Annotated in this window: 19 protein-coding genes and 1 pseudogene; 17 read left to right on the top strand and 3 right to left on the bottom strand. The window is 50.6% G+C overall.

Annotation, left to right across the window (positions count from 1 at the left end):
- Positions 1 to 14: 14 nt before the first annotated feature.
- Entirely contained in the window at positions 15 to 1,313 is a 1,299-nt protein-coding gene (locus GC101_RS11140) for a right-handed parallel beta-helix repeat-containing protein (RefSeq protein WP_171717302.1), read from the top strand.
- 118 nt (positions 1,314 to 1,431) lie between these two features.
- Here the strand turns inward: GC101_RS11140 and GC101_RS11135 are convergent, their stop codons facing one another.
- On the bottom strand, positions 1,432 to 2,313 hold the full coding sequence (locus tag GC101_RS11135) for a helix-turn-helix domain-containing protein (RefSeq protein ID WP_171717301.1): 882 nt from the start codon (positions 2,311 to 2,313) through the stop codon (positions 1,432 to 1,434).
- Between the two features lie 123 nt (positions 2,314 to 2,436).
- Between GC101_RS11135 and GC101_RS11130 the strand changes: the two genes are divergently transcribed.
- Positions 2,437 to 3,213, top strand: a complete 777-nt coding sequence (locus GC101_RS11130; RefSeq protein WP_171717300.1) for a sialate O-acetylesterase — start codon at positions 2,437 to 2,439, stop codon at positions 3,211 to 3,213.
- A gap of 299 nt (positions 3,214 to 3,512) precedes the next feature.
- Here the strand turns inward: GC101_RS11130 and GC101_RS11125 are convergent, their stop codons facing one another.
- On the bottom strand, positions 3,513 to 3,623 hold the full coding sequence (locus GC101_RS11125) for a DeoR family transcriptional regulator (RefSeq protein ID WP_343049655.1): 111 nt from the start codon (positions 3,621 to 3,623) through the stop codon (positions 3,513 to 3,515).
- Positions 3,624 to 4,264: 641 nt separating this feature from the next.
- Here GC101_RS11125 and GC101_RS11120 point away from each other — a divergent pair.
- The 6 genes from GC101_RS11120 to GC101_RS11095 all read left to right on the top strand — a co-directional run bounded on the left by GC101_RS11120 (position 4,265) and on the right by GC101_RS11095 (position 12,273).
- On the top strand, positions 4,265 to 6,061 hold the full coding sequence (locus tag GC101_RS11120; protein ID WP_171717299.1) for a sensor histidine kinase: 1,797 nt from the start codon (positions 4,265 to 4,267) through the stop codon (positions 6,059 to 6,061).
- Positions 6,054 to 7,322 (top strand): response regulator, encoded by a 1,269-nt coding sequence (locus GC101_RS11115; protein ID WP_171717298.1) that lies wholly within the window; start codon positions 6,054 to 6,056, stop codon positions 7,320 to 7,322. Before GC101_RS11120 ends, GC101_RS11115 begins: the two co-directional genes overlap by 8 nt.
- A 96-nt stretch (positions 7,323 to 7,418) precedes the next feature.
- Complete coding sequence (locus GC101_RS11110) at positions 7,419 to 8,366, top strand: carbohydrate ABC transporter permease (protein WP_246354285.1); 948 nt, start codon at positions 7,419 to 7,421, stop codon at positions 8,364 to 8,366.
- Positions 8,359 to 9,198, top strand: a complete 840-nt coding sequence (locus GC101_RS11105; RefSeq protein WP_171717297.1) for a carbohydrate ABC transporter permease — start codon at positions 8,359 to 8,361, stop codon at positions 9,196 to 9,198. Before GC101_RS11110 ends, GC101_RS11105 begins: the two co-directional genes overlap by 8 nt.
- Before the next feature lie 96 nt (positions 9,199 to 9,294).
- A complete protein-coding gene (locus GC101_RS11100) occupies positions 9,295 to 10,647 on the top strand; it encodes an ABC transporter substrate-binding protein (protein WP_171717296.1) in 1,353 nt (450 codons plus the stop codon).
- A gap of 42 nt (positions 10,648 to 10,689) precedes the next feature.
- Positions 10,690 to 12,273 (top strand): glycoside hydrolase family 43 protein, encoded by a 1,584-nt coding sequence (locus GC101_RS11095; RefSeq protein ID WP_171717295.1) that lies wholly within the window; start codon positions 10,690 to 10,692, stop codon positions 12,271 to 12,273.
- Here GC101_RS11095 and GC101_RS11090 read toward each other — a convergent pair.
- Positions 12,270 to 13,298: pseudogene (locus GC101_RS11090) on the bottom strand (alpha/beta fold hydrolase). The gene GC101_RS11095 and the pseudogene GC101_RS11090 sit on opposite strands and share 4 nt — an antisense overlap.
- A 227-nt stretch (positions 13,299 to 13,525) precedes the next feature.
- Here GC101_RS11090 and GC101_RS11085 point away from each other — a divergent pair.
- The 9 genes from GC101_RS11085 to GC101_RS11045 all read left to right on the top strand — a co-directional run bounded on the left by GC101_RS11085 (position 13,526) and on the right by GC101_RS11045 (position 25,632).
- Complete coding sequence (locus GC101_RS11085; protein WP_144026097.1) at positions 13,526 to 13,672, top strand: lmo0937 family membrane protein; 147 nt, start codon at positions 13,526 to 13,528, stop codon at positions 13,670 to 13,672.
- 210 nt (positions 13,673 to 13,882) lie between these two features.
- The gene (locus tag GC101_RS11080) at positions 13,883 to 14,446 is read left to right on the top strand and encodes a 5' nucleotidase, NT5C type (RefSeq protein ID WP_171717294.1); all 564 of its coding nucleotides are present in this window, start codon (positions 13,883 to 13,885) and stop codon (positions 14,444 to 14,446) included.
- 1,028 nt (positions 14,447 to 15,474) lie between these two features.
- Positions 15,475 to 17,583 (top strand): cellulase family glycosylhydrolase, encoded by a 2,109-nt coding sequence (locus GC101_RS11075; protein WP_425497144.1) that lies wholly within the window; start codon positions 15,475 to 15,477, stop codon positions 17,581 to 17,583.
- Between the two features lie 438 nt (positions 17,584 to 18,021).
- Positions 18,022 to 19,923 (top strand): cache domain-containing sensor histidine kinase, encoded by a 1,902-nt coding sequence (locus GC101_RS11070; protein WP_171717292.1) that lies wholly within the window; start codon positions 18,022 to 18,024, stop codon positions 19,921 to 19,923.
- Positions 19,920 to 21,215 carry an ABC transporter substrate-binding protein gene (locus GC101_RS11065; protein WP_246354284.1) on the top strand — a complete coding sequence of 432 codons (1,296 nt, stop codon included), beginning with the start codon at positions 19,920 to 19,922 and terminating at the stop codon, positions 21,213 to 21,215. The genes GC101_RS11070 and GC101_RS11065 overlap by 4 nt, the downstream gene beginning before the upstream one ends.
- A 117-nt stretch (positions 21,216 to 21,332) precedes the next feature.
- Positions 21,333 to 22,100 carry a response regulator gene (locus tag GC101_RS11060; protein WP_171717291.1) on the top strand — a complete coding sequence of 256 codons (768 nt, stop codon included), beginning with the start codon at positions 21,333 to 21,335 and terminating at the stop codon, positions 22,098 to 22,100.
- Between the two features lie 319 nt (positions 22,101 to 22,419).
- Complete coding sequence (locus GC101_RS11055) at positions 22,420 to 23,790, top strand: ABC transporter substrate-binding protein (protein WP_171717290.1); 1,371 nt, start codon at positions 22,420 to 22,422, stop codon at positions 23,788 to 23,790.
- Positions 23,791 to 23,913: 123 nt separating this feature from the next.
- Positions 23,914 to 24,795 carry a carbohydrate ABC transporter permease gene (locus GC101_RS11050; protein WP_042138986.1) on the top strand — a complete coding sequence of 294 codons (882 nt, stop codon included), beginning with the start codon at positions 23,914 to 23,916 and terminating at the stop codon, positions 24,793 to 24,795.
- A 3-nt stretch (positions 24,796 to 24,798) separates the two neighbouring features.
- Positions 24,799 to 25,632, top strand: a complete 834-nt coding sequence (locus GC101_RS11045) for a carbohydrate ABC transporter permease (protein ID WP_171717289.1) — start codon at positions 24,799 to 24,801, stop codon at positions 25,630 to 25,632.
- Positions 25,633 to 25,690 lie beyond the last annotated feature (58 nt).

Raw genomic sequence — 25,690 nt, 5'->3', positions numbered from 1 at the left:
TCGGAGGCGAAATTATGGTGAAATCAATGACATCTGCGTCTATTTCTGCAAGTCAAATCTGTAAAATCTGTGTAGCTACGATAATGATGAGTTTAGCCGTATTGTTTGTATTATCCACATCGGCCTTTGCCGCTAATAGCTATTACATTTCTCCGACCGGCAGTGACAGCAATTCAGGAACTATAAGTTCACCTTTTAAAAGCATTATGAAAGCGCAATCAGCTGCGTCCGCCGGAGATACCGTATATATTCGCGGTGGCACATATAATAATTTTGCGATCGCCACAACCGACAGCAATTATAATTATGTCCATGATATTACCAAGAGCGGAATAACCTATAAGGCTTATACCGGGGAGAAGCCTGTTTTTGATTTTCAATATGTTCCGACTAATCTGCGTGTAGCTGCTTTTCGTGTAGCAGATGGAGTAACGGGGGTCACGTTCAAAGGCTTCGAGGTGATAGGGGTTAAAGTAGGAACTCAAAAGCAATCTGAAGCTTTCAGAGTGATTGGTCAAGCCAACTTTGAGAATGTATCCGCTCATGATAATGAAGCCAATGGTTTTTATTTTACTACAAGAGGAACAGGAATTGTTCTTAACTGTGATTCGTATAACAATATTGGTCCAACGGCTGCATCAGCCGGAAATACAGATGGATATGGCGCTCATGCAGGTCCGGTGTCGTTCATTAACTCCCGCGCATGGAATAACAGTGATGACGGATTTGACAGTATCAGTTCTAGCGCAGCTGTAACGTATGACCATTCCTGGTCCTTTAACCATAGAGGAAATCAGGATGGAATTGGCGATCAGAACGGGTTTAAGGTTGGCGGATACAGTTACAGAACAGAAGGCTTCCCGGATCCAATCCCTGTTCATACCGTTAGATATTCATTAGCTGTTAATAACGGAGCTAACGGCTTTTATGCGAATCATATGCCAGGGAAATCAGCTGACTGGATTAATAATACTGCTTATAACAACAGTACATCTAACTTCAATATGCTGGAGCGTGTAAGTCCAACCGATATAAACAACATTCCTGGTTACAGGGAAGTACTGCATAATAACATTGCTTATGTGGGTACTGCAATTCTAAACGATAATCATGCGGCAGCAAATGTAACCAATAATTCTTGGACGATCAATGGCGGACTTAACATCACTAATGCAGATTTTGTAAGTCTGGATACGGCTCAGTTATCTGCACCCAGAAAAGCTGACGGCAGTTTACCTGATGTTACATTCATGAAGCCTGTAACTTCCAGTCCTCTTGCCCTGTATCAGTTAGGCTACCTTGCTGACCAATAAACGGATTTTGATCCTGTGAAAAACTAGGTTATCAGCTGGCATCGGAACTCTACCGGTGTCAGCTTGTTTAGTTTTCGCTGCGCCTATTTCGGTTGTTACATCGGCTATATACTCTAACTTAAGTCTTGCTATATATTTCTTTGACTGCTTTTCGATAAGAATTTGGAGTTAAACCCTTATGTTTCTTGAACAGCTGAGAGAAATACGGCGCACTGAAGCCTCCGGTGACGCGGCCAATTTCCCTTATTGAGGTATCTGTATTTTCCAGCAGTGCACATGCTTCACGAATACGGCGGCCAGCCAGATATTCGGACAAAGTCATACCGGTATGCTGCCGGAATAAGTGGGAAATATGAAACGGAGATAAATGAAGCTCCTGGGACAGTGACTCCAGTGATAAGGGGAGTCTGAAATGCAGTTCCATCCAGTCCACTATTCTCTCAACATGTCCTAAGCTCTTGTCTAAGGGGGAGTTCCCTTCGTGAATTCCAAAGACGTGTTGTTGAAGGTGCTTCAGCAGGGAGATGAGGAACAGCACCCTATCTTCTACACTCGGCTCGCCGCCGGATAGAGTCAGGGTATTGTTATAATTCGTGAATAAATTCTCTAAAGTCTGGTCTTCGCAAACCGTAAACACTTGTTGCTGGAGTGAACCTTTCATGAGGCTCTGCAAAAAAGCCTGCAACTGGGGGTACGGCTGCAGATAAGGATCCAGGATGTGGGGATCAAAGGTGAGATTTGTTCTAATGTAAGTGGAGCCCTCCATTGCGGGGACATCTACTTTATGCAATTGATAGGGCTGAAAACAAAAGAGTGTGTTCTGCCGCAGCACATACTGCTGGCTCTCTAGGGTTACAGTACCCGTCCCCTCATGTATATAAAGGAGCTCTAAACCCTGATGAGCATGTGACATTAGCCAATGCTCATTGTGTGTTTCTTTTTTATATTTTAAGAAAAAAGCGTTTGCTCCCAGGTTAAGAGGCTGGATGATCTTCGGCATAATGCCCTCCTTGCAATCTTGGAACCGCAATTTAGCTACATTATAACACAACCTTACTTAAACCAGCTGGGAGTATAATCATATTGTAAATTGATTCTGAAGTGGAATGGAGTGTCGTTGGGTATGGACGAAACAGGAAACCGGCAAATTGTAGATTTAGTGATGTTCATGGGACAGTCGAACATGGCAGGAAGAGGGACAGCGGAGCAAGCCCCCGTCGTTCCGGCGGGAACAGGATATGAATTCCGGGCGATGACCGATCCCGCAAGGTTATATGACATTATGGAGCCGTTTGGAGTGAATGAGAATAATACTGTCAGCGGTATAGCGGAAACGATTAAAACGGGGTCGATGATCTCGGCTTTTGCGATAGAATACTACAAATTAACCAGCCGGCCGATTGTAGGCGTGTCTTGTTCGAAAGGCGGTACTTCTATTAATCAATGGCAGCCGAAAGGGTCATTCTTGAACGATGCCATTAATCGGTTCAACTTAGCCGGCAGTTATCTTGAGCGCAGCGGCTATTCCGTGAAGCATAAATTCATGGTCTGGTGTCAGGGGGAGACGGACGGCGATCACGGCATGAGTATAGCTGAGTATAAGACGAAGCTTACGGCAATGATAGAGGCTATGCTTGCTGCCGGGCTTGAACATTGTTATCTCATCAGAACCGGCAACAACAGAGACCAGTCGACGCTCTATAATCAGATTAAAACGGCTCAGACAGAGCTGTGCGGAGAACATGAGAACACCACGCTAGTGTCTACCAAATTTGAAGAAATGGCAGCGGCAGGTCTCATGATAGATGCCTTCCATTACACTCAGAAAGCTTACAATATAACTGGTGCTGATGCGGGGAGGAACACTGCACGGCATATTTTGAGTCTGAAGAACTCTTGAGCACTTGGAAATCAATAAAAGAACGAAATCGTTCGGAATTTCCAATCTCAACGACCAACGTCATGGCAAAGGTACTATGACAGCGCGCAGGTTCACGCCCCTCTTCTGCAATCGCCACCGCAATTTTTTGACACATCCAAACCTACGTATTTTATGGTATTCCTCATAGTAACAGCTCCTTTCGTATCTAGCTCAGTTTATTTCAATTGATGATCCGGTATGATTGTGACCCAAAGTAATGTAAGACTCGAAACCAAGAAGCTCCGTTTAATGCCGATGACTCCGAAGCAGAGCCTTTGCTAAGACCCTCCATGCACTCGATGCAGCACCCCGATCATATCCAGTTCCCGTAAATCACGTCTGATCGTATCTTCGGAGACATTCAGGCGGCTGCTCCCCCTGTGCTGCACTTACGGACACAGGCGCTCTTATTTCTGCTGCAAATCATTTTTTCGCAGGCTAACGGACCTGATGTATATTGGGATTTGCACACTGATTTTAGCTGTTGCAGAGGCAATAAGTCGCTACGGTCCGTTAGCCGGCTCAATGTGTCTTTTTCGGGGAAATAAAGGCTCTGATGTCCGTAAGAAACAACAGAACGAAAGAAGCCTGAGCCTGGCGCTAGTGAAAGGGCCTTGGCCGTCAGCGGCGGATAAAGCGATATAATCGAACGCCGTGTTGCCAAACTGGATGCAGCACAGCAGTACGCGGACAGATACATAATCATCACGCAATGCTACCAGCTGCAGAACTTAGGAATACAGTACAAGAGTAGTGAATTATAACGGATTTCAAGCGGAGAGGGATGAACTCTGGATGGGCCATTGGCTTTGCCCTCTAGCGATTCTTAAGTACATTACAAGCACCTGAATGCTTCATTTCTTACTCCGGTATAAGCTGGTGCATCCCTGTTGCCCCTTATAATCAGGTGATAAGTTATGTTTCCAATTGCCCGGTTCTGTGCTAGACTCAGACTTTATTAAAGCCCTTACATCTGCGTCAGCAGGCAAAAACATCCGCTGTGCTGCGAGACAGGGGAGAGGAAGAGTCCATGAAACGTTATTTTCTCGATAAGCCCATACAGACCAAATTGCTGATTACCTTCCTGCCGGTCATGATTCTATCCGTTATTGCAACAGGCTCGTTCTCCTACTGGTCCGCCAGTGATCAGCTCCGCAAGAACTCGCTGTATTCATTAGCCGATACAACCTATCAGACCGCCTTGTTCCTGGATGATAAATTTCTGACGATCTTCGAACAGCTGGTTAATCTGGAGGATACCACCTCGCTGCGCAATCTGCTATCCGTGAACGATCAGGGTGACACTCCCCAGAAATTCAACGACATTATTGAACTTCATAACCGTCTTGAAAGCGTATACCACTCCTATAATGCCATGGTCGATTCCATTTATGTTGCCTTCAACAACGGCCGGTCTTTCAACCTCCAGCAGGAATACGTGCCCCGGAGCGTCTCAATCGATCTTCCGGCGTGGCAGGAACGGTATAACCATTCAGATAAAGGCTACTACTGGCTGAACAGCCACAAGGATGCCATCTTCGATACAGTGGAGGACAGGCGGGTGCTCAGCAGCTTCAAAATGATCGGCACGCCGACTTCCTCCTCCAGCGGAATTGTGCTGATCAATTTGCGTGAAAGCTACTTCCTGGAAATTATGCAGAATGTACAAATTAGCCCGAACGGCGCACTGGCGCTGATCAGCCCGGACGGGGAGCTGTTCTCCAAATCCCTGAAGGCGGATTATGGGGTGAAGCCGGATACTATTGCTGAATTGCGGCAGCTGGCAGGCGGGAACGGCAGCCTTGCCGTGGACAGTACAGCAGGCCAGAAGCTGGATATTGCCTATCAGACACTGCCGCTGAACGGCTGGGTGCTGGCCGCAATCGTGCCGGAGAAGGATATTCTCGCAGGCGCGTCGCGGATTCAGTGGATCGTTCTGGCGGTCACGCTGGTTATCCTCGTGCTGGCCCTGGCAGCCGCGACGCTGGCAGCGCGCAATCTGAGCAATCCGATCCGTTACCTGTCCAAACAGGTGAAGCGGTTTGAACGCGGGGATTTCAGTGTCAGCTTCCAGATTGACCAGCGCAATGAAATCGGCGTCCTGGCCACCGGACTGACCCGGCTCTCCGATTCGGTGGAGCAGCTGCTGAATGAGGTGCGCGAGGAGCAGGAGCAGAAGCGTAAGGCCGAAATGCGGGCACTGCAGGCGCAGATTCAGCCGCATTTCCTGTACAATACGCTCGGTTCAATCAAGCATCTGATTGATCTGGAGGAGCGGGAGCGGGCCTCTGTGATGGTGGGAGCGCTGACCCGGTATTTCCGCATCGGCATCAGTAAAGGCGCCGAGCTGATTACTGTCGCGGAAGAGATTGAGCATGTGCGCAGCTACCTGCTGATTCTGAACATCCGGTATAACCAGGATTTCGATTATGCCATCCAAGTGGATGAAGAGCTGCTGCCGCTGCGCATCCCGAAGCTGACGCTGCAGCCTATCGTGGAGAATGCCGTCTATCACGGCATCAAGAACAAGCGCGGCAAAGGAATGGTGACGATAACGGGTTATGCAGATGAAGCATCCGCAGTGCTGGAGATTTATGATAACGGACAAGGCATCAGCCCTGAGCGGCTTGCGCAGCTGCGCAGTTCACTGCAGGCGGACAGCACAGGCGACAATGCGCTGAGCTTCGGACTGTGGAACGCCCACCGCCGGCTGGTGCTGCAATACGGGCCGGTCTATGGCCTTGTCCTGGACAGCGAAGAGATGAAGTTTACCCGGGTCACGGTACAGCTGCCCCGGGTGCAGAAGAAAGGAGATTCCCATGATTAAACTGCTTATTGTGGATGATGATATGTGGATCCGGGAAGGCCTGCGGCGCAATATCCGCTGGGAGCAGGCCGGCATTGAGGTAGCCGGCACAGCCGCTGACGGGGAAGAAGCGCTGAAGCGGATGGAGGAGCTGCGGCCGGATCTGGTGCTGACTGATATCCAGATGCCTTTTCTGGACGGGCTGCAGCTGGCTGAACGAATTAACGCAGACTATCCGGGAACCAAGGTCGTCTTCCTGACAGGCTACGATGACTTCTCGTATGCCAAGCAGGCGCTGCGGCTGCAGGCGGCCGATTACATTCTGAAATATGAGGATAATGAAGTGATTCTAAATGCGGTTGCTTCTGCCGCCAGCACACTGCTGGCCGAGAAGAGAGGAGCCGAGACAGCCCGGAAGAGCCAGGCACTGATTCAGAACAAGTTCTTCGCAGAGCTGTTCGAGGGCTGCGCCAACCCGGAGTGGGCGCGGCAGGAACTGGACAATCTCGCCATAGCTGCGCCGGAGGCTTGCTTCCGGGTAGCCGTGATTCAGCCGGAGGACAACCGCCGCTTCGCCCGCTCCGGAGAAGGGGATAATGCGGAGCTGCTGCTCTTCTCCATCCACAATATCTGCTCGGAGCTTGTGTCAGAGCCATTTCCTTACCGGTATTCGGCAGTCTATAACAACCGGATCAACCTGCTCTTTAACCTGCCTGCTCCGGCAGACCGTGAAGGCACTGCAGAACACCTGACTGAACATCTGGAGGAGATCCGCCGGACACTGGAGAACTGTCTGAAGCTTCAGGTCAGCATTGGTCTGGGCAGCTGCCGGGAAGGAATTGAGCGCATCGCAATCTCCTACAGCGAGGCTCTGAACGCTGCCCAGCTGAAGCCGATCATCGGAGGGGCCGGTGTATTCGTCAGCGGTGAGATCCGCCATTCGCAGAATTCGCATCATACGCTGCTGAAGGAGATGGAGCAGTATATGCGGCTGCATTTTCATGAGGAGGAGCTGAACCTGACCGCCATCGCGGACCATGTTCATATTTCATCCGCGTATGCCAGCACGCTCTTCAAGAAATATAAAGGCATGAACTTAAGTGAGTATCTCATTCAATTGCGCGTAGACAAGGCAGCGGAGCTTCTGTCTACCACTGATGCGAAATCCTATGAGGTATCGGAGCAGGTAGGGTACCGCAATCCCCAATACTTCAGCGTGCTGTTCAAGAAGCATTACGGCAAATCGCCCTCCGAGTACCGCAGGGACCAGCAGCATTCCTAGAGCAAACAAAGGAGTGAAAGAAAACAAACAATCTTCGAAAGATAGTGTATTCAGCATGTTCACGCGCTGGTTTAAGATAAGCGTGGAGGTGCTGTTATGGAATTATCCCAATCAACCGGCGGCAAGACAATGTCCGTCAAATCTAAATCTTCCCGCAAAAAAATGGGCGACCGCTGGTTCCCTTACCTGCTGATCGCACCGACAGTCCTGCTGATCGCGGGACTTCTCGTCTTCCCGATCTTCAGGGTGTTCGATCTCAGTGTGCAGAGCTATGATTTCACCCGGCTGCAGAAAGCGGGTTACATCGGACTCGAGAACTTCAAGAATATATTCACGCAGGACGATATGTTCTACTCTTCTCTGTGGATCACGGTGAAATGGGTGCTGATAGAAGTAGTGCTGCAGCTAGTATTCGGACTCGTGGTTGCGCTGCTGCTGAATCAGGCGTTCAAGCTGCGCGGTCTGGTCCGTTCCCTGGTGCTTGTTCCCTGGGCGGTGTCCGGTGTGCTGACCACCATGCTGTGGTCGCTGATGTTCAACCAGCACATAGGAATCATTAACGACATCCTGATGAAGCTGGGCGTGATCTCCGAGCCGGTCGCCTGGCTGGCCAATATCCATACTGTTTTTGGTTCCGTGATTGTCGCCGAGCTGTGGCGCGGCATTCCGTTCTTCGCGATCACGCTGCTGGCGGCGCTGCAGACCATTCCGCACGAGGTCTATGAATCCTGTGAGGTGGACGGTGCGGGGAGCGTGAAGAAGCTCTTTTTCATCACACTGCCTTTCCTGAAGGAAAGTATTGTGTTCGCAACGCTGCTGCGTGCCATCTGGGAGTTCAACTCCATTGATATGATCTTTACGATGACGAACGGCGGACCAATGGATATGACCACCACGCTGCCGATTTATATGATGAAGACCTCCATCCTTGAAGGAAACTATGGTTATGGTTCCGCCATTGGCGTGGTCACCTTCGCGTTCCTGATGATCTTCGTTGTCCTGTACCTCAGACTGAACCGGTCAGGAGGGATGCAGGATGAATAGCAAATGGCAACGCAAGCTGGGTTCGAAGCTGCTGTTCTACATACCGCTGGCCCTGACACTGATGTTCGTGCTGGTTCCGTTCCTGTGGGCCATCTCCACCTCGCTGAAGCGGGAGGGGGATGTACTTAGCGGCACGGTCCGGTACATTCCGAGTCCGGCGACCTTCGAGAACTTCGTACATGTGTGGAATGACAACAATTTCTCGCAATATTTCATGAATAGTGTGTTCGTGTCGGTGCTGTCGGTAGTGGCGATTACGGTACTGTCTGTGCTTAACGGTTACGCCATGAGCCGCTTCAAGTTCAAGGGCAAAGGGGCCTTCATGCTGGTGCTGCTGGCGACCCAGATGATGCCGGTCATTCTGTTCGTCATTCCGCTCTTCCTGATCTTCAAGAATCTCGGGATGATCAACACGCCGTACGCGCTCATCTTGTTCTATATCGTGCTTCAGGTTCCATTCAACACGATTCTGATGCGCGGCTTCATCTCCTCGACACCGAAGGAAATCGATGAAGCGGCGATGGTCGACGGAGCCGGACGGTTCCGGATTATCTTCGCGATAATTATGCCGATCGTGCTGCCGGGAATAGTAGCAACAAGCGCGTTCGCCTTCATCGGGGTATGGAATGAATTCCTGGTTGCCTTCTCGTTCATTACGACGCCGGACCGCTTCACCATCCCGATCGGCCTCAAATTCATGGTTGGCGAATTCAGCGTCCAGTACGCATCGCTGGCGGCCGGCAGTATTATCGGGCTGATTCCGCCTGTGCTGCTCTTCATGTTCATCCAGCGTTATCTGGTCGAAGGATTGGGTGGCGCAGTCAAAGGCTAGTGTCCGGTATCGCAAGGACGGACACGGCCAGGCAGAATACGCCGGGTTTCGTCCTTTGAGGTATATACAAGAAATACAATTAGGGAGGATCACAGAATGATGGGGAAACACAAAGCGAAACGCACGGCGCTAGTATCGGCAGCATTGCTGCTGCTGCTGGCCGGCTGCGGCGGAAATAATGGCGGGAATAACGGGGGGAACAGCGCGGCAGCGGCGGATAACGGGGCAGGTAAAGCAGCAAGCGGAGAGAAAGCCAAAATCAGCTTCTGGGCTGCAGCTGTAACCACAGAACGCAATGCCTTCTTCGAAGAGATCGTGAAGCAGTTCGAGCAGGAGAATCCGGATATCGACGTGGATTATCTTGGCGTACCGGGAGACCTCGCGGCTTATGAGCAAAAGGTTAACGTGGCCATCTCTGCCGATCAGGCGCCGGATGTGATGAATGACTTCAAATCCGATCTGCTGGCCCGGGGGGTGCTGGAGCCGCTGGACACCTATTATGAGCAGTGGGCGGACAAGGACCTGCTCAACCCGGAACTGATTGCAAGTAACCGCAAGCTGGATACGGCAGAAGGTAAATTGTATGCGCTGCCATACAGCTCGCAAACCTGGAATCTGTGGGTTCGTCCGGACTGGTTCAAGGAAGCCGGACTGACCTTGCCCGATACCTGGGACCAATTCTTCGATGCTGCCGCCAAGCTGACGGATAAATCGAAAGACCGTTACGGGCTCAGTATCCGCGGCGGCGCAGGCAGTGCCAATACGCTCGAAATGCTGATGTATGCTTACTCCGGCATTACCGATTATTTCACGGCAGACGGCAAAGCAACAATTAATGACCCGCTTAATGTTGAATTTGTAGAGAAATACCTGGGCTCTTACAATGTCTATACACCTGAGGATGACCTCAATAAAGGCTGGAGTGAACTGGCCGCAACCTTCCAGTCGGGCAAAGCCGGAATCGTTGTGCATAACTTAGGCTCGGCCAGCTCCCATGAGAAAGCCTTCGGCGGTGACTATACGAAGTTCGAAGCTGTACCTTTTCCGAAGAGCGTGAAGGGCTACCGCGAACACCCTGGCCTTATGCCGCTGGGGCTGACGATGAGCAAATCGGCGAAGAACAAGGATGCGGTCTGGAAATTCATGACCTTCTACCTGTCGCATGATATCAACAGCAAATACGGCAAACTCTATGGCGAAATTCCTGCCAATACAGAAGCTGCCGGCGATGAATGGGTGCAGAGCGTGCCTTATATGAAATCGGCCTCCGATCTGCTGAACAGCCAGGAGACGAAGTTCTCCGATGTGCCTTATTATCTGGCGGGATATTCCAATGTGCAGAAATCGGTGGAACCGCTGATTCAGAAGGTGATGGCCAAGCAGCTGACCGCGCAGGAAATGCTGGATCAATGGGCATCGCTGCTGGAACAGGAGAAGGCGGCACAATAAACTGCCCGGGCGGTAGGCGTCCGGCGCTGAAGGAGTTATTCAATGGAGACAATCAATACGCCCTGGGTATCCGACCTTGGCAACGGCCGGTACCGCAATCCAGTGCTGTATGCAGATTATTCCGACCCGGATGTGATCCGGGCCGGGGATGATTATTATATGACCGCGTCGAGCTTCAACCACATGCCGGGACTGCCGATTCTGCATTCCCGTGACCTGGTGAACTGGACGATCGTCAATCACGCGCTGGACAGGCTGGATCTGCCGGGATATGACCGGGTTCAGCACGGTAAAGGCGTATGGGCACCCAGCCTGCGCCATCATGACGGGAAGTTCTGGATCTTCTTCGGTACGCCGGATGAAGGAATCTTCATGACGCAGGCTGAGGACCCGCTCGGGAAGTGGACTGTACCCCATCTGGTCAAAGCAGCCAAAGGCTGGATTGATCCTTGCCCCTTCTGGGACGAGGACGGACAGGCTTACCTGGTCCATGCCTTCGCGAAGAGCCGCAGCGGCATCAAGCATATTCTGCATGTGTGCGGGATGAGCCCGGACGGCAGGGAGCTGCTGGATGAAGGCCGGCTGATTATTGACGGAACGGTCGATCATCCGACACTGGAAGGTCCCAAAATGTACAAGAGGGACGGATGGTATTACATTCTTGCCCCTGCGGGCGGCGTGTCCACCGGCTGGCAGGCTGCCTTCCGCTCCAAGTCCATCTATGGCCCTTATGAGGATCAGATTGTGCTGGCACAAGGGGATACCCTGGTGAATGGTCCTCATCAGGGCGGCTGGGTAGAAACACCTGGCGGGGACAGCTGGTTCCTGCACTTCCAGGACAAGGGAGTGTACGGGCGGATTGTCCATCTGCAGCCGGTGGAATGGGTGGACGGCTGGCCGGTCATGGGGCAGGCAGCAGCGGGAAGTTTAACCGGAGAGCCGGTATCTGGGTGGTACAAGCCGGAGTCTTCAGGCACCGGGACAGCGCTGCCGGCGGCTCCCCGGACCTCCGATGATTTCGCGGACGGGCGTCCGGGGCTGCAGTGGCAGTGGCAGGCCAATCCGCAGGACGGCTGGCTTGCCTCCGGTCACCCGGCTCCGGGGCTCCGGCTCCGCTGCGCGCCGCTGGAGACGCAGCGGTTATACGATGCGCCGCAGCTCCTGATGCAGAAGTTCGCTGCGCCTGCATTCACGGCGCAGGTACAGATCAAACCGCATTTCGGAGCATTGTCTGAACGCGCAGGCCTGGTAGTGCTGGGGCATAAAGCGGTACATTTAAGCCTGTTCTCCGGTGAAGACGGCGGCTTATGTTTAGGCCGGTTCGAGAGCCTGCCGGCAAGCCCGGAGGAAGAAGCGGAGCGGGAGTGTGCGTTTACGGATGATTTTGTGAAGCTGGACGCTGACGCTGTATACCTTCAGCTTACGGTCTCGGAAGAAGCGGAATGCCGCCTGGCGTACAGTCTTGACGGAGAAGCTTACACGGATTTGGGATCTTCTTTCCGGTTGAAGGAAGGCGAAGGAGCCTGGGTGGGTGCCAAATTCGGCCTGTTCGCGCATGCTTGCGGGCCGGTTAACGCTGCGGCGGAGAACGGCTACGCTGAGTTCGGGCGGTTCGGGGTGCGTTAAGACTTTTCTTCGAGTACACTCAGAATTGCCCTGACGACCAGCTCCGGCTGATCGTGAATCACCATATGTCCGCTCTTCCCGGCGACGATAAGCTCACTGTTGGAAGAAAGGTTCAGCATGTTGCGCTGTCCTGCCTGCCAGATGGCTTCCAGCCGTCGGCCCGATTCTTCGGACATCCCAAAAGCAGCGTAATCCTGCGGCATTCCCCGGGCGATGATCTTCACCGGAAGTGTGCCTAAGGTCTGTCCGCGGATAGCATCCTCGGTAGAGCTTGCCAGCGCTGCTTCCTGCTCCTTGGCGGCAAAGTAGCTTGGCGTAGAGATGACGTTAATGAATTGCCCGCGGTCTTGTTTCGCAACCAGACCCTACAGCAGCTGGTTCTGGAACAGTCGAAGCGCACCCGAGCGCTTGAGTAAACTAAGCATGGAAGTGCTCGGGTTGCCGGCATAATTCTCGGCCTCCAGAATCGGCTTCGTCTCCCGGTCGTCATTCTCGGGTCTGGCATCAATAAGCACCAGTCCGGTTACTTCCTCCGGGTAGGTCTGAGTGAAGAGACGGGCATACATGCCGCCGAGGGAGTGTCCGACCAGCAGGTAAGGGCCGGGGATGCCCGCATTCTGAAGTGCGTTATGTAGTTCACGCACAATATTGGCGCCTGAGCGTTCCGTATCGGCCTGCTCACTCCAGGCATATCCAGCCCGGTCGTAACTGACAACGGTAGCTGTTTCGGCTAACTGTTCAGGAATATTTCTCCACGACAGGCTGGTTTCCCCGCTTCCGGCTTCCAGAATAATCGTGGGAGCTCCGGCTCCTTGTTGCAGGAGATGCAGGTTGTATCCTCCGGCATCCACCAGTTTCCCCGGTGCAGGATAATCTTTTTTGGCGGATGCGGAGGCAATGGCTTCATACAGGAACCCCAACCCTGTAATAAGAACAGCTGCGGATATAAGAATTAACAATAGCTTCATCAGCTTGCTACGCAGTTTGCGGGAAGCTGAATTCTTAATAATGGAAGAATTTATCATGGCGTTTGGTTAATCTCCTTTTATAATACAATTGTATTATTTAAAACAGTATAGCAGTATGCCCGCTATTCAAGCAAGCTACGGGTCATGGGAATGGCTCCAGCCGGAACGGCATCTGCCGGTTGGGCACAGGACCACGGCCTCCGGTCTGCTAAGCAGCCGTTTGAACCTCCTTCCAGAAGGGTAAAAAGAGAGAAACACCCCTCGAGGAGAAAGGCGGTAAGCTTATGCTGTGGGGATTAATCGGACTCGTTGTCGTAGTATGGCTGTTCGGCTTTATCTTTGATGTTATGGGCAATCTGATTCACCTTCTGCTATTTGTCGCTGCGGTACTGTTTGTAATTAACCTGTTCCGGGGACGATCCCGGAGTTAACAGGACATAAACAAGAGCTGGTTCAAATACTTAATTAAGCAGTTCACACACAAGCACGCGGTACCCTCATAGGGACGCGTGCTTTCGTGCGTAATCCTTAAATTCTCCCGCAGAGGAGACCTTAAGGAATAGTCCTGCTTCCGGCAAGTCTGGACACGTCCCCTCCGGATGCCTATAATGTAATCACTATGCAACCCTGGAGGAGAATCAATGAATAAGCCGATCATCGCCGTTGATATGGATGATACCATCTGCCATCTCGTCAAACGTGCGATATACCACAACAACATTGAGTTTCCTACGCATCCGCTCCGCTACGAGGATATGATGGACTGGAACACAGACCACCTTCGCCATCCGGACAGCACGATGGACCTTTTCTTCGGCAGACCCGGTCTGTACGAGGAGTTGGAGCTGTTCGATGAATATGTGACCGAAGAGATGGAGAAGCTTCACAACGCGTATGATGTCATTATTGTTACAGCCGCTGTGCCCAAAACGGTGCTTGAGAAATGGAACTGGCTGCAAAAGCACATGCCGTATATCCCGGCCGAGAACTTTTTCACCTGCAAGCGCAAGCATCTGATCGGCTTCGATCTGCTGATTGATGACGGTCCGCATAATTTGCTGCCCGCTGTACAGGCAGGGAAGAAGGTGCTCTGTATCCCGCATCCCTGGAACCTGCGGGCCCGGGAGGAATATGCCTTCCCGCTGATGACCTCCTGGCAGGGGGCGAAGGAGCGGGTGGATGAAATTCTGCAGACACGGCAGTAGCCGTAGTCCGGAGAATGCATCTCCTATAAAGGGCTGTCCCAGCAAGCCATGAAATGGCTGCCTGTGATAGCCTCTTTTTATTGTTAAGGAAATTGTAGAGTTTCCGGAAATGTGGAGAGGAACCTGGTTATGAACGGAGGCACCCTTGCCGGGCAACAGTTGGATAAACAGCACTTAATATGTCGGGAATCACTCCCAGTAGGGTGAAAGTATGAAATTAAATGACTTTTATACAACTAATTACCTTAAAACATCCAAAACCTCTGAATTAAGATACGTTTTTCCAACTAATATTTGCGGAGCCGGAGTCAGCGCCAGAGCTAGAGCCGGAGCCAGCGCCGGGGTCACTGGAGGTGTCTTGGCCAAGCACCCGCGGAAGCCTGCGGGAAGTGCTGACCGCAAACGTTACTCACCCGTTAGGGTGATTTTTCTCTAGTAGAATTATCTTGAGCGCATGGTATACGCCGCACGCAATTCCGTATTCCACACTCCTAAGGTGAGTACAAAGTCCCGGATGCTGAAAAAATGTAATCCAGTCATACTAACAAGAATCTAATATTTATATAAATGTTGCAAAATGAGTGTCTTAAACTACAGCTCTTGTGTATAGAAAGGATTCGCTTTCCCGTCAATGACAGCGGCCATAAGGAATGGGCTGAATTTCATGTATCGGGATAAGCGGCGAAAAGGGGAGGAGTTGTCCTTCATTTTCCGTTAATCGAAATAATAAGGAGGAAATGTATTATTTTTTTGCTTTTTTATAAGAAGAAATTGGGTTTATGTATATAATTTGCTATAAAGCGGATGTTCATCTAGATAACAAAACAAATAGGCGGAAAGAACCAAAAGTTATAATTATGTTATTGAAACCATTGACAGTTATGCTAACAAAACAATATTCTGTAGTCGTTAGAGGGCTACTGAATCCATTAGGAGAAAGGAGGACGGGGCTGGGTCTATATCCATTCAAACGAAAGTGGAATTAATGCAGGGATTATCCATTACGGGAGGGATGTTGCTTGAAGAAAATGTTGTCATTAATTATGGTGTTCGGATTGCTTATTGGGGTGGTACCGCCCTTGGAGACTAGTGCAGCGGCCAACCTTGCAGGGAACACAACCGCAGCTGCAAGCTCAAGCGAGGATTCAACAAAAACACCGGATATGGCCGTTGACGGAAATTCTTCCACCCGGTGGTCCTCTGATTATGCAGATCCGCAGTGGATCAGCGTTGATCTTGGAAGCGCAAACAATGTGAATGGGGTTAGGCTAAACTGGGAAGCTGCCTACGCAAAAGCGTATCAAATTCAGGTCTCAACAGATAACAGCAGCTGGAGTACGGTATACTCGACAACAACAGGTGACGGCGGGATTGATCAAATTTCATTTGAACCCAGAAGTGCCAGATATGTGAGAATGTATGGAACGCAGCGGGCAACCCAGTACGGGTATTCCCTCTGGGATTTCGAGGTGTATTCGGATAGCGGACCCGTGGATAACGGCATTACTTCCGGAGCGGTGTATAAGCTTACCGTCCGTCATAGCGGCAAAGCTCTTGATGTGGCTGGAGGTGCAGCCGCAGACGGAGCCAATGTGCAGCAGTGGACAGATAATGGCACCCCCCAGCAAAGGTGGAAAGTGATTGATGCGGGGGATGGGGCCTATAAATTGATCGCCGAATCCAGCGGCAAGGCACTGGATGCTGCAGGACCTGCAAATACAGACGGAGCCAATGTCCGCCAATGGACGGACAACAATGCAGCCAGTCAGAAGTGGAGCATTGTTGCTGCAGGCAACGGATATTACAAGTTAATATCCAATAGCAGCGGTAAAGCCCTGGATGTAGAAGGAGGCTCATCTGCAGATGGAGCTAATGTACAGCAATGGACAGATAACGGGAACGCACAACAGAGATGGAGATTTACACAGATCGTAACTACCCCGGACTCCACTCCGCCAACTGCACCAACAAATCTCCAGAGCTCCTCAAAAACGGAAACCAGCGTAAGCCTTACCTGGACAGCATCTACAGACAACGCGGGAGTAGCAGGGTACGACATTTATAATGGATCGGCTCTGGCTGGAACGAGTACAACCACAAGCTATACGGTAACCGGCTTGACTGCCAATACAGCATACAATTTCACAGTCAAGGCGAAGGACGCAGCAAGGAATATATCTCCGGCAAGCGCAGTTTTGAGCGTAATCACCGCTTCGACTTCCGATAACAAGGGATTTTATATACAGGGAACGACCTTGTATGAGTCTAACGGAACTCCGTTTGTGATGAGGGGAATTAACCATGCTTACACCTGGTACAAAGGCCAGGACGCCGTTGCCATCCCTGCAATAGCGCGGACAGGAGCAAATACGGTAAGAATTGTTCTCTCCGATGGGCAGCAGTGGTCGAAAGACAATCTGGCAGCCATCCAGAGTCTGATTACCTTGTGTGAACAGAATAAACTGGTAGCCGTCCTTGAAGTCCATGATGGAACCGGCTCGGACAGCGAGACTGTTCTGAATAATATTGCGAATTATTGGATTGAAATGAAGAGTGCGCTTATCGGTAAAGAAAAGACGGTTATCCTCAACATCGCCAATGAGTGGTACGGCACGTGGGATGGGGCTAACTGGGCTAAAGGATATACAGCTGTAATACCGAAGCTTAGAAATGCCGGTATCCAGAACACCCTTATGGTTGACGGAGCAGGCTGGGGGCAATATCCGCAATCCATAGTTGATTATGGAACACAGGTATTTAATGCGGATCCCCTGAAAAATACGATGTTCTCGATTCATATGTATGAATACGCAGGCGGGAACGCGGCAACGGTTAAGACTAATATTGATAATGTGCTGAACAAGAATTTGGCGCTGGTTATCGGTGAGTTCGGAATCAGACATACGAATGGTGATGTCGATGAAGCGGCTATTATGAGCTATTCCCGGCAAAAAGGCGTCGGGTATCTCGGATGGTCTTGGAAAGGAAATGGCCCCGGTCTGGAGTATCTGGATATGTCCAATGACTGGGCAGGAACCAGCTACACCGAACAAGGAAATGCGCTCATCAACGGGCCGGACGGAATCAGAGCAACCTCGAAGCGGGCTGCGGTTTTTGATGCAGCAGCAAACAATTAAGCAACTGCCATTCATGTATCTTTCACCGCTCCAAGACTGTGTACCCGTTATCGGGTTGCAGTCTTTGTTTTTTACAGCTTTTTTTAATGGAATACAAATACAGTTATATAAATGTAAACACAGCCCCTGTTCATTAAAGAATCTGCTGATAAAATAATAATAAATCGCTTTCATGACAATTATTTAGTTTGTTTTGATAATTATTTACAGGGAATAGAACCGCAATCCTAATCACGTGAGCTTTAACTTTGCTGCCCTTTCACTTCCCGCTAAGAAGTGAAAGGGTATTTATTAATGTTTCCGCGGCATTACTAGTTAATAGAAGCAACAGGCAGTTTTCCTTGTGTATGCCAAAGCTAACAAGTATAATTGTTTTGTTAGTTAAATGTTATGGTTTATTGTAAAAAGTTAGGTAAAGCTGATGAAGGGGAAGACCAAATGATGGATCAACACAAACACAGCAGGTGGTCTTTTATCAGGGACATGGGCATGGAGCGTAAGCTGCTGCTCGTCTTTCTGGTTATTATCACACTGCCTCTTTCTATTATCAGCATCATCAGCTTTAAGAGCTATTCCGAGTCGATTCAAGCGAATACCGTCGCTTATTCAGAGAAGCTGATTGATCAAATGATGGATGGGATCGATGACTACATAGAAGATATGAAAAGGATCTCCTCAATGCCGGCTTATGTAAACGATATCAAGCAGAATCTGATCGCGTCCAACCGGTATTATGAACAGAAGAAAATGACCCAGGGGGACCATGGAAACGCCGGGGTAGCGCCGGGCGATTTCGATCTGCTGCTGTCTATCCAGAGGGGAATAGAGGGCAACATCTCCTTCATTAACAATATCAAGCGGGGGACGAACTCCGTCTATATTTTTGACGCCTACGGTAACGGTTATTACTCTGCCAAGGATGGCGGCGTGCGGCTTGATCTGGATCAGAGCTACGCCTTCTGGACCGAGCAGGCCAAGGATTCCAGCGGTGAAGCGCTGCTATTCGGCACACAGGCCTACACTACCAATCTGCAGAGCACCCGTTATGCTTATACCGTTGTCCGCAAAATTGTCGACAGTCTCTGGAATCCTGTCGGACTGATTGCGGTGGAGGCTAATATCAGCAATATGGAGACCCAGGTAGCGGAGCTTGACCGGGTAACCCGCGGTACATCGCTGATCGTGGACGAGAAGGGCAAGGTCATTTATGACAGTGACCAGAAGCTGCTGACGAAGGATATCTCGCAGACTCCGCTATTCCGCAGCGCTCAGGGCGCGGCCGGAAGCTTCTATGATACAGTCTCGGGCAAGGAGCGGCTGAATATTTACTCCAGCTCCTCCAAGACGAGCTGGAAGGTGATTATCTCCATTCCGGTTGATGAATTAACCCGTGATGTGAAGCTGACCCGCAACGCGACCCTGGCGGCGACACTGATTATTATTGTGCTGGCCTTGTTCATTTCCATTGTGCTGTCCTTCGCGCTGACCAAACCGCTGACGCAAATGATTCAGCTGATGAAAAGGGTGCAGGGCGGTGATCTGGATGTTAACTTCCGCGTGAAACGCCGGGATGAGATTGGCCTGCTCGGCCATCAGTTCAACCGGATGCTGGCCCGCATCAGGCAGCTGATTCAGGATATATACCGGATCGAGGAGCAGAAGAAGGAAGCGGAGCTGCATGCGCTGCAGAGCCAGATTAACCCGCATTTCATCTATAACACACTGGAGTCCATCCGGATGACGGCGGAGATTAACGATGACGTAGAAGCTGCCGATATGATCTCAATTCTGGGCAAGCTGCTGCGGTATAGCACCAGTGAATTGTCAGGCCGGACAACGATGAAGCAGGAGCTGTTATATGTCCGCAATTATGTTGAGCTTCTGGGCTGCCGTTATCCGGGACGGTTCGTGCTGCAGATTGATGTACCTGAGGAGCTGGATCATTATTCGATCATCAAGCTGGTGTTCCAGCCGATTATTGAGAATGCCGCGTACCATGGGCTTGATGACAGTAAAGAGCATATGCATCTCAGCATCAGCTGCGAGATCACCAGCCAGAAGCTGCTGTTCCATATCCGCGACGACGGCTGCGGGATGGAGCAGGCGACCCTGGACAAGCTGAACGATGATCTGAAACGGGAATCGCCTCCGAAGAAAAGCATCAATGGCGGGATCGGCATGAAAAATGTGCATCAGCGGTTACAGCTGAACTACGGGGCAGCTTATGGCATTGAGGTGTTCAGTAAGCTAGGCGAGGGAACGGATGTTATCCTCTCGCTGCCGCTTCCCCCGTACCGCTCGGCCAGTGAATCAGAGACAGAAGGGAGTCAACCGGATTGAAAAAGACGAACGCACACCGGCCTCTGCGTATAATGTTGTTACTGCTGCTTCTGCTGTCTGCGGGCTGTGACAACTCCGGCAGCCAGCCGGCCGTTCCGGCAACGCCTGCAGCAGACCATGAACAGCAGAGCCTGTCCGGTACCATTCTCATGCTGACGAACCGGATTGATCTTATTGAGAACGGTACAATGCAGGGGTATGCCGACCAGTTTATGAAGAAGTATCCGGAAGCAAGCGTAGAATTCGAAGGCTTATCCAACTATGCGACCGATATTATGGTGCGCCTCTCCACCAAGGATGCCGGTGATGTGCTGCTGCTGCCGGTCAATCTGCCGGCGAAGGAGCTGGATTATTTTTTTGAGCCGCTTAGTGCGGAGATGTCTGCCGGGGAGAGGTTCACTACCTTTGCTGCCTATGACGGCAGAAGATACGGACTGTCTACCGGGACAACGACAAGCGGGATTGTCTACAACAAAAAGGCGTTCAAGCAAGCGGGCATCACGGAAATTCCGCAGACGCTGGATGAATTCTACGCCATCTGCGCCAAGCTGAAGCAAGCGGACATTACGCCGATCTATATGAATTACGGTGCAGTCTGGCCTCTGCGGGAATGGGGCAATAATATGGTTAATTACATGACCGGGAATCCCGATTACCTGAACGATATGGTTCATGAGAATGCTCCCTGGCAGCTTGATAATGAATGGGGCCGCTTACTCGGAATTACCCGTACCATCATAGCCCGCGGTTATGCAGAGGAGGAGCTGTTCTCGAATAATTGGGAGATTTCCAAAACCAAGCTGGCTAAAGGGGAGGCCGGGATGTTCCTGAGCGGCAACTGGACTATCCGCCAGATCCTTGATGCCGGAGCGGCTCCGGAGGATATCGGTTTTTTCCCGTTTCCCTATGATAACGGGCTGAAGCATTATGCACCTCTGAATCCCGACTGGTTCATCGGCGTCAGCAAATTCAGCAGAAACAAGGAGCTGTCGATGGCCTGGGTGGAATTCCTGGTCCATGAAACCTCTTATACCGCAGAAGGATTTCTTCCGCTGGACGGTAACGCAGAGCCTTCCATGGAACAATACCGTGAATTTCTCTCCTATCAGCCTGAGCTGGTAGAGGCGACCGTACAGACGGACACCTTTATTGATATGGCCAACCGCTCGAAGCTGTCCTTTGCCTCCGGAGACTATATCCAGGAGCTGATTGCCGCGCCGGATTTACAGAAGGCCTTTGACGGGCTGAATGAGAAGTGGGAGGAAGCACGCACTTTAACGGACACAAAGTAAAGAGAAGACTATAAAAAAGCAATACAGCACATTTTATATTGCCGGGATGAAGCCTATAATTGAAATGGTAACGCAATCATTGTGCAAGCGATAATAAGGCTGGAGGCGGTTTGCCAAGTGATCAGAATCATGATTGCGGATGATGAGGAAGTGATTCGCCGCGGGCTTGAGAAGATTACTTCCAGAATGGATGTGGAAGTGGAGGTTATCGGCTCGTATGGTAACGGTCTGGAGGCGTGGAATCACCTTTCAGCAATGTCATCAGGGGATCTTGATCTGCTGATTACGGATATCAAGATGCCTAGGATGGACGGCTTTAAGCTGATTGAAGAAGCCAGAGGCCATATGAAGAATCTGCCCATTGCGGTACTGAGCGGGTTCAACGATTTCGAATATGCCCGGAGGGCGATCCGTTTCGGCGTGATGGATTATCTGCTGAAGCCAATCGAGAAAGCCCAGTTATACGAACTGCTGAAGCGGGTAGAGGAGAACAGGCAGCTGAAGTCTTCCGGAACGGAACAGCCGGTATTGCAGGCTCCGGGAGGCAGGGAACATCACGTGGTCGAACAGACCAAAGTGATCCTGGAGAAGGAATACAGCCATAACTTCGAGCTGGAGCGCCTGGCGGAGACGGTCGGAATGAATGCCAGCTATATCAGCCGCCTGTTCAAATACAAGACCGGACAGACGATTACCGATTATCTGATTGGTATACGGATTGCGAAGGCCAAGGAGCTCCTGACCGGGCAGCCTGAACTCAAGAATTACGAGATTGCCGAACGGGTCGGCTATAATGATCCCGTATATTTCAACAAGCTGTTCAAAAAAATATGCGGCATGACTCCCAAGGATTATAAGAGCGGCTGCCGAGTTCCCAAAGAGTAAGAAGCGCGGATAAATGCATGTGAACAGGATGAAATGAATTGCGGAGGGCGAAAGCCCTCTTTTTTTGATGTTTTTTTGTATTAAATAATAAAATAATAAAAACAAAAATAACAAATTGAAGACCAGAAAAAACAATTCAAACCATCGTTTTAGGGTTGGATACGATCTATAATTAGTCTGTAAGCGATACCAACACTCTTTTTCACGAGAATAGGCATTAATTAAGCTCATGTGTGGGGAATTAATCTTTAATTCCGTGAAAGTTTGTTAGTTTATTGTTATTATGATCTGTGAATCGGAGAGAGGGGTCTAACCAGCAATGAAGAAGACAAAGGCAGTTACAAGTTTAGCAGCATTGACGCTGATGGCGGGTTTATTCGCAGGCTGTTCGAGCAATAACAATGCGGATAATGCAGCAGCAACTAACGCAGGGAATACGGGAACAGGCACGGAGGCTACTGCCGCTCCTGAGGGAGATGCAGCCAAGGATATTAAAGGCAAAATCACGGTAATCACCCAAAGAACGGATATCGTTGATACCGTATTCAAGGATTACGCAGCCAAGTTCAACGAGAAATATCCGGATGTCAAAGTAAACTTTGAAGCGCTGTCGAACTATGAGGACCAGATCAAAATCCGGATGAGCACGAGCGATTACGGTGATGTGCTGCTGCTGCCAACCAGCGTGGCGATCAAGGACCTGCCGGAGTTTTTTGAGCCGCTGGGTAAAATGTCCGATCTGGAGCAGCAGTATACGGGCCTGGAAGAACGCACGGTTGACGGCATTTCCTACGGGATTCCGGTCACCGTTAACTTCTCCGGTGTGATCTACAACAAGCAGGTATTCAAAGATGCAGGTATCACTGAGGTTCCAAGAACCTTTGAACAGTTCCAGACTGCTCTGCAGAGCATCAAAGACAAGACGGATGCAGTTCCGCTGTACACGAACTATGCAGCAGGCTGGACGCTCACCCAATGGGAATCCGATCTGGCTACGGTTGCCGGAGACCGCGATTATGTAAATATCGCTCAGGTTGCCTCGGATGATAACTTCGTGCCGGGACAACCCCACTACGACCTGTACAAAGTAATGTACGACGCCGCGAAGAACGGACTGATTGAAGAAGATCCTACGACTACGGACTGGGAATCCTCCAAGGCTGATCTGGCGAACGGTAAAATCGGGACGATGATGCTCGGCTCCTGGGCCATCGGCCAGATCAAAGGCCTGGCTGCCCATCCGGATGATGTCGGCTTCATGCCTTTCCCTACCAACGCAGACAAAATTCTGGTCCCGCTGTCCGACGATTATAACCTGGGTGTAAGCATCCACAGCCAGAACAAGGAAGCGGCAAGAGCCTGGGTGGACTGGTTCATTAATGAATCCGGCTATCCGACCACAGAAGGCGGCGGCATGAGCCCGGTTAAGGGCGCTGAGCTTCCGGAAATCCTCAAGCAATTTGAAGGCACGGACGTAACCTTCGACACCCTTGCACCCGCCAAAGCCGGTGAAGAGGGCTGGGTGGATGCGATCGATAAAGAGGCAGAGATCGGCCTCTGGCAGCCTGACTTCAAGAAGGTAATCATTGAAGCCGCCATCGGCAACCGCAAGGATTCCTATGACGATATCATGAAGGACCTGAACGACAAATGGAAAGCGGCAAGAGCTAAGATTACAACTGCACAATAAGCTTTAAACCTCGCAGAGTGAAGACAAATTCAAGAGAACGGGGAGATGCGTCAGCGCATTTTCCCCTTCGCTTTTGCGGGTACAGGCAGGATATGGAGTAATAAGCTAGTGTTCTTAGGAGGTGTGGAGAGATTGTCCAACTTAAGCTATAAAAATCAGCGGATATTGATCATCCTGCTGTTCTCGTTAGTTCCGGTACTGCTGCTGTTGACGTTCTCATATTTACCCGTATTCAAAATGTTCCAGTACAGCTTCACAAGCTGGGACGGCTTCAGCAAGAAAATGGATTATGTCGGTTTCGACAACTATAAGACGATCTTCACCAAACCGGAGTATTTCGCCGTGTTTAAGGTCAGTCTGTATTATTTCTTCGCCACCTTTGTGCAAATGGGACTGGCCCTGTATTTCGCGACCATCCTGAGCTTCAATGTCCGTCTGAAGAACTGGTTCAAAGGCATTCTGTTCTTCCCGACACTGCTCAACGGGGTAGCCATCGGGTTCATCTTCCTGTTCTTCTTCAAGCCGGAGGGAACCCTCAATACGCTGCTGGACCTGGTTGGACTCGGCGCATGGCAGCAGAAGTGGCTGCTGAATCCGCATCTGATCAACATTTCCCTCGCCTTTGCTTCCGTCTGGAGATACATGGGGATGAACTTCATCATCTTCCTCGGAGCGATTTCTTCCATCGGCAGCGATATTTATGAAGCTTCGGAAATTGACGGTGCGAACCGCTGGCACCAGTTCAGACATATTATCATTCCGAGCATCAAGCGTATTCTGCAGCTCAATCTGATCCTCGCGGTGAGCGGAGCGATCGGTGTCTTCGAAATTCCGTATGTCATGACCGGCGGCTCTAACGGCAGCGGTACCTTTGTCATTCAGACCGTCGATGTGGCCTTTAAATACAGCAAGCTGGGTCTTGCTTCGGCAATGGCTGTAGTGCTTCTGGGTATTGTTATTGTCGTGACCATTCTGCAGCGTGTGCTGATTAAGGAGGAGAAGTAAGAGATGCAACCTTTCAAATACAGCGCAGCTTCTTTCTTCAAGTACCTTACCTTAGTCTTAGGCGCGCTTGCCGCCCTAATTCCGATTATTGTCGTCTTCTTCGCCTCGCTCAAAACCAATGCGGAGTATGCCAGCACCGGACCGCTTACCATGCCGGAGAACTGGCTGAATTTCACCAACTATACCAAAGCTTTTGTCGACGGCAAAATGCTGCTGGGCTTCATGAACACCATCATCATCGTACTGATCTCCATTGCCGGCGCTACCCTGACCGGATCGATGATGGCTTATATTCTCGCCCGCTTCAAATTCAGAGGCAGCAGCCTGCTGATGGGCGCTTTTCTGCTGGCAACCCTGATTCCGGCGGTAACCACACAGGTTGCTACCTTCCAGATCATCAACTCGCTGGATTTGTTCAATACGCGCTGGGCGCCCATTCTGATGTATCTTGGAACAGACATTATCGCCGTTTATATTTTCATGCAGTTCCTTGACTCGATTTCCGAGTCGCTGGATGAATCGGCCATGCTGGACGGGGCCTCGTACTGGACGATTTACTGGAGAATTATTCTGCCGCTGCTGAGCCCTGCCATTGTTACGGTCATTATCGTGAAGGGCGTTAACATCTACAATGACTTTTATACGCCTTTCCTGTACATGCCAAAAAGCAGCCTGCAGGTCGTTTCCACCGCGCTGTTCAAATTTAAAGGGCCTTACGGCTCGCAGTGGGAAGTCATCTGTGCGGCAATTATGATTGCGATCATTCCGACGCTGATTGCCTTCGTCTCCTTGCAAAAGTACATTTACAACGGCTTTGCACAAGGTTCAGTAAAATAAAAACATTTGGAGGAATCCTACATTGAAAGAAATTAAGCTGACTACTGACCAGAATATC

Origin of the sequence: Paenibacillus phytohabitans, from assembly GCF_013141775.1 — a bacterium.
Classification (GTDB): Bacteria; Bacillota; Bacilli; order Paenibacillales; family Paenibacillaceae; genus Paenibacillus_AQ; species Paenibacillus_AQ phytohabitans.
Note: the sequence above shows the minus strand (reverse complement) of the source record. Positions and strands in the feature narration are given on the sequence as shown.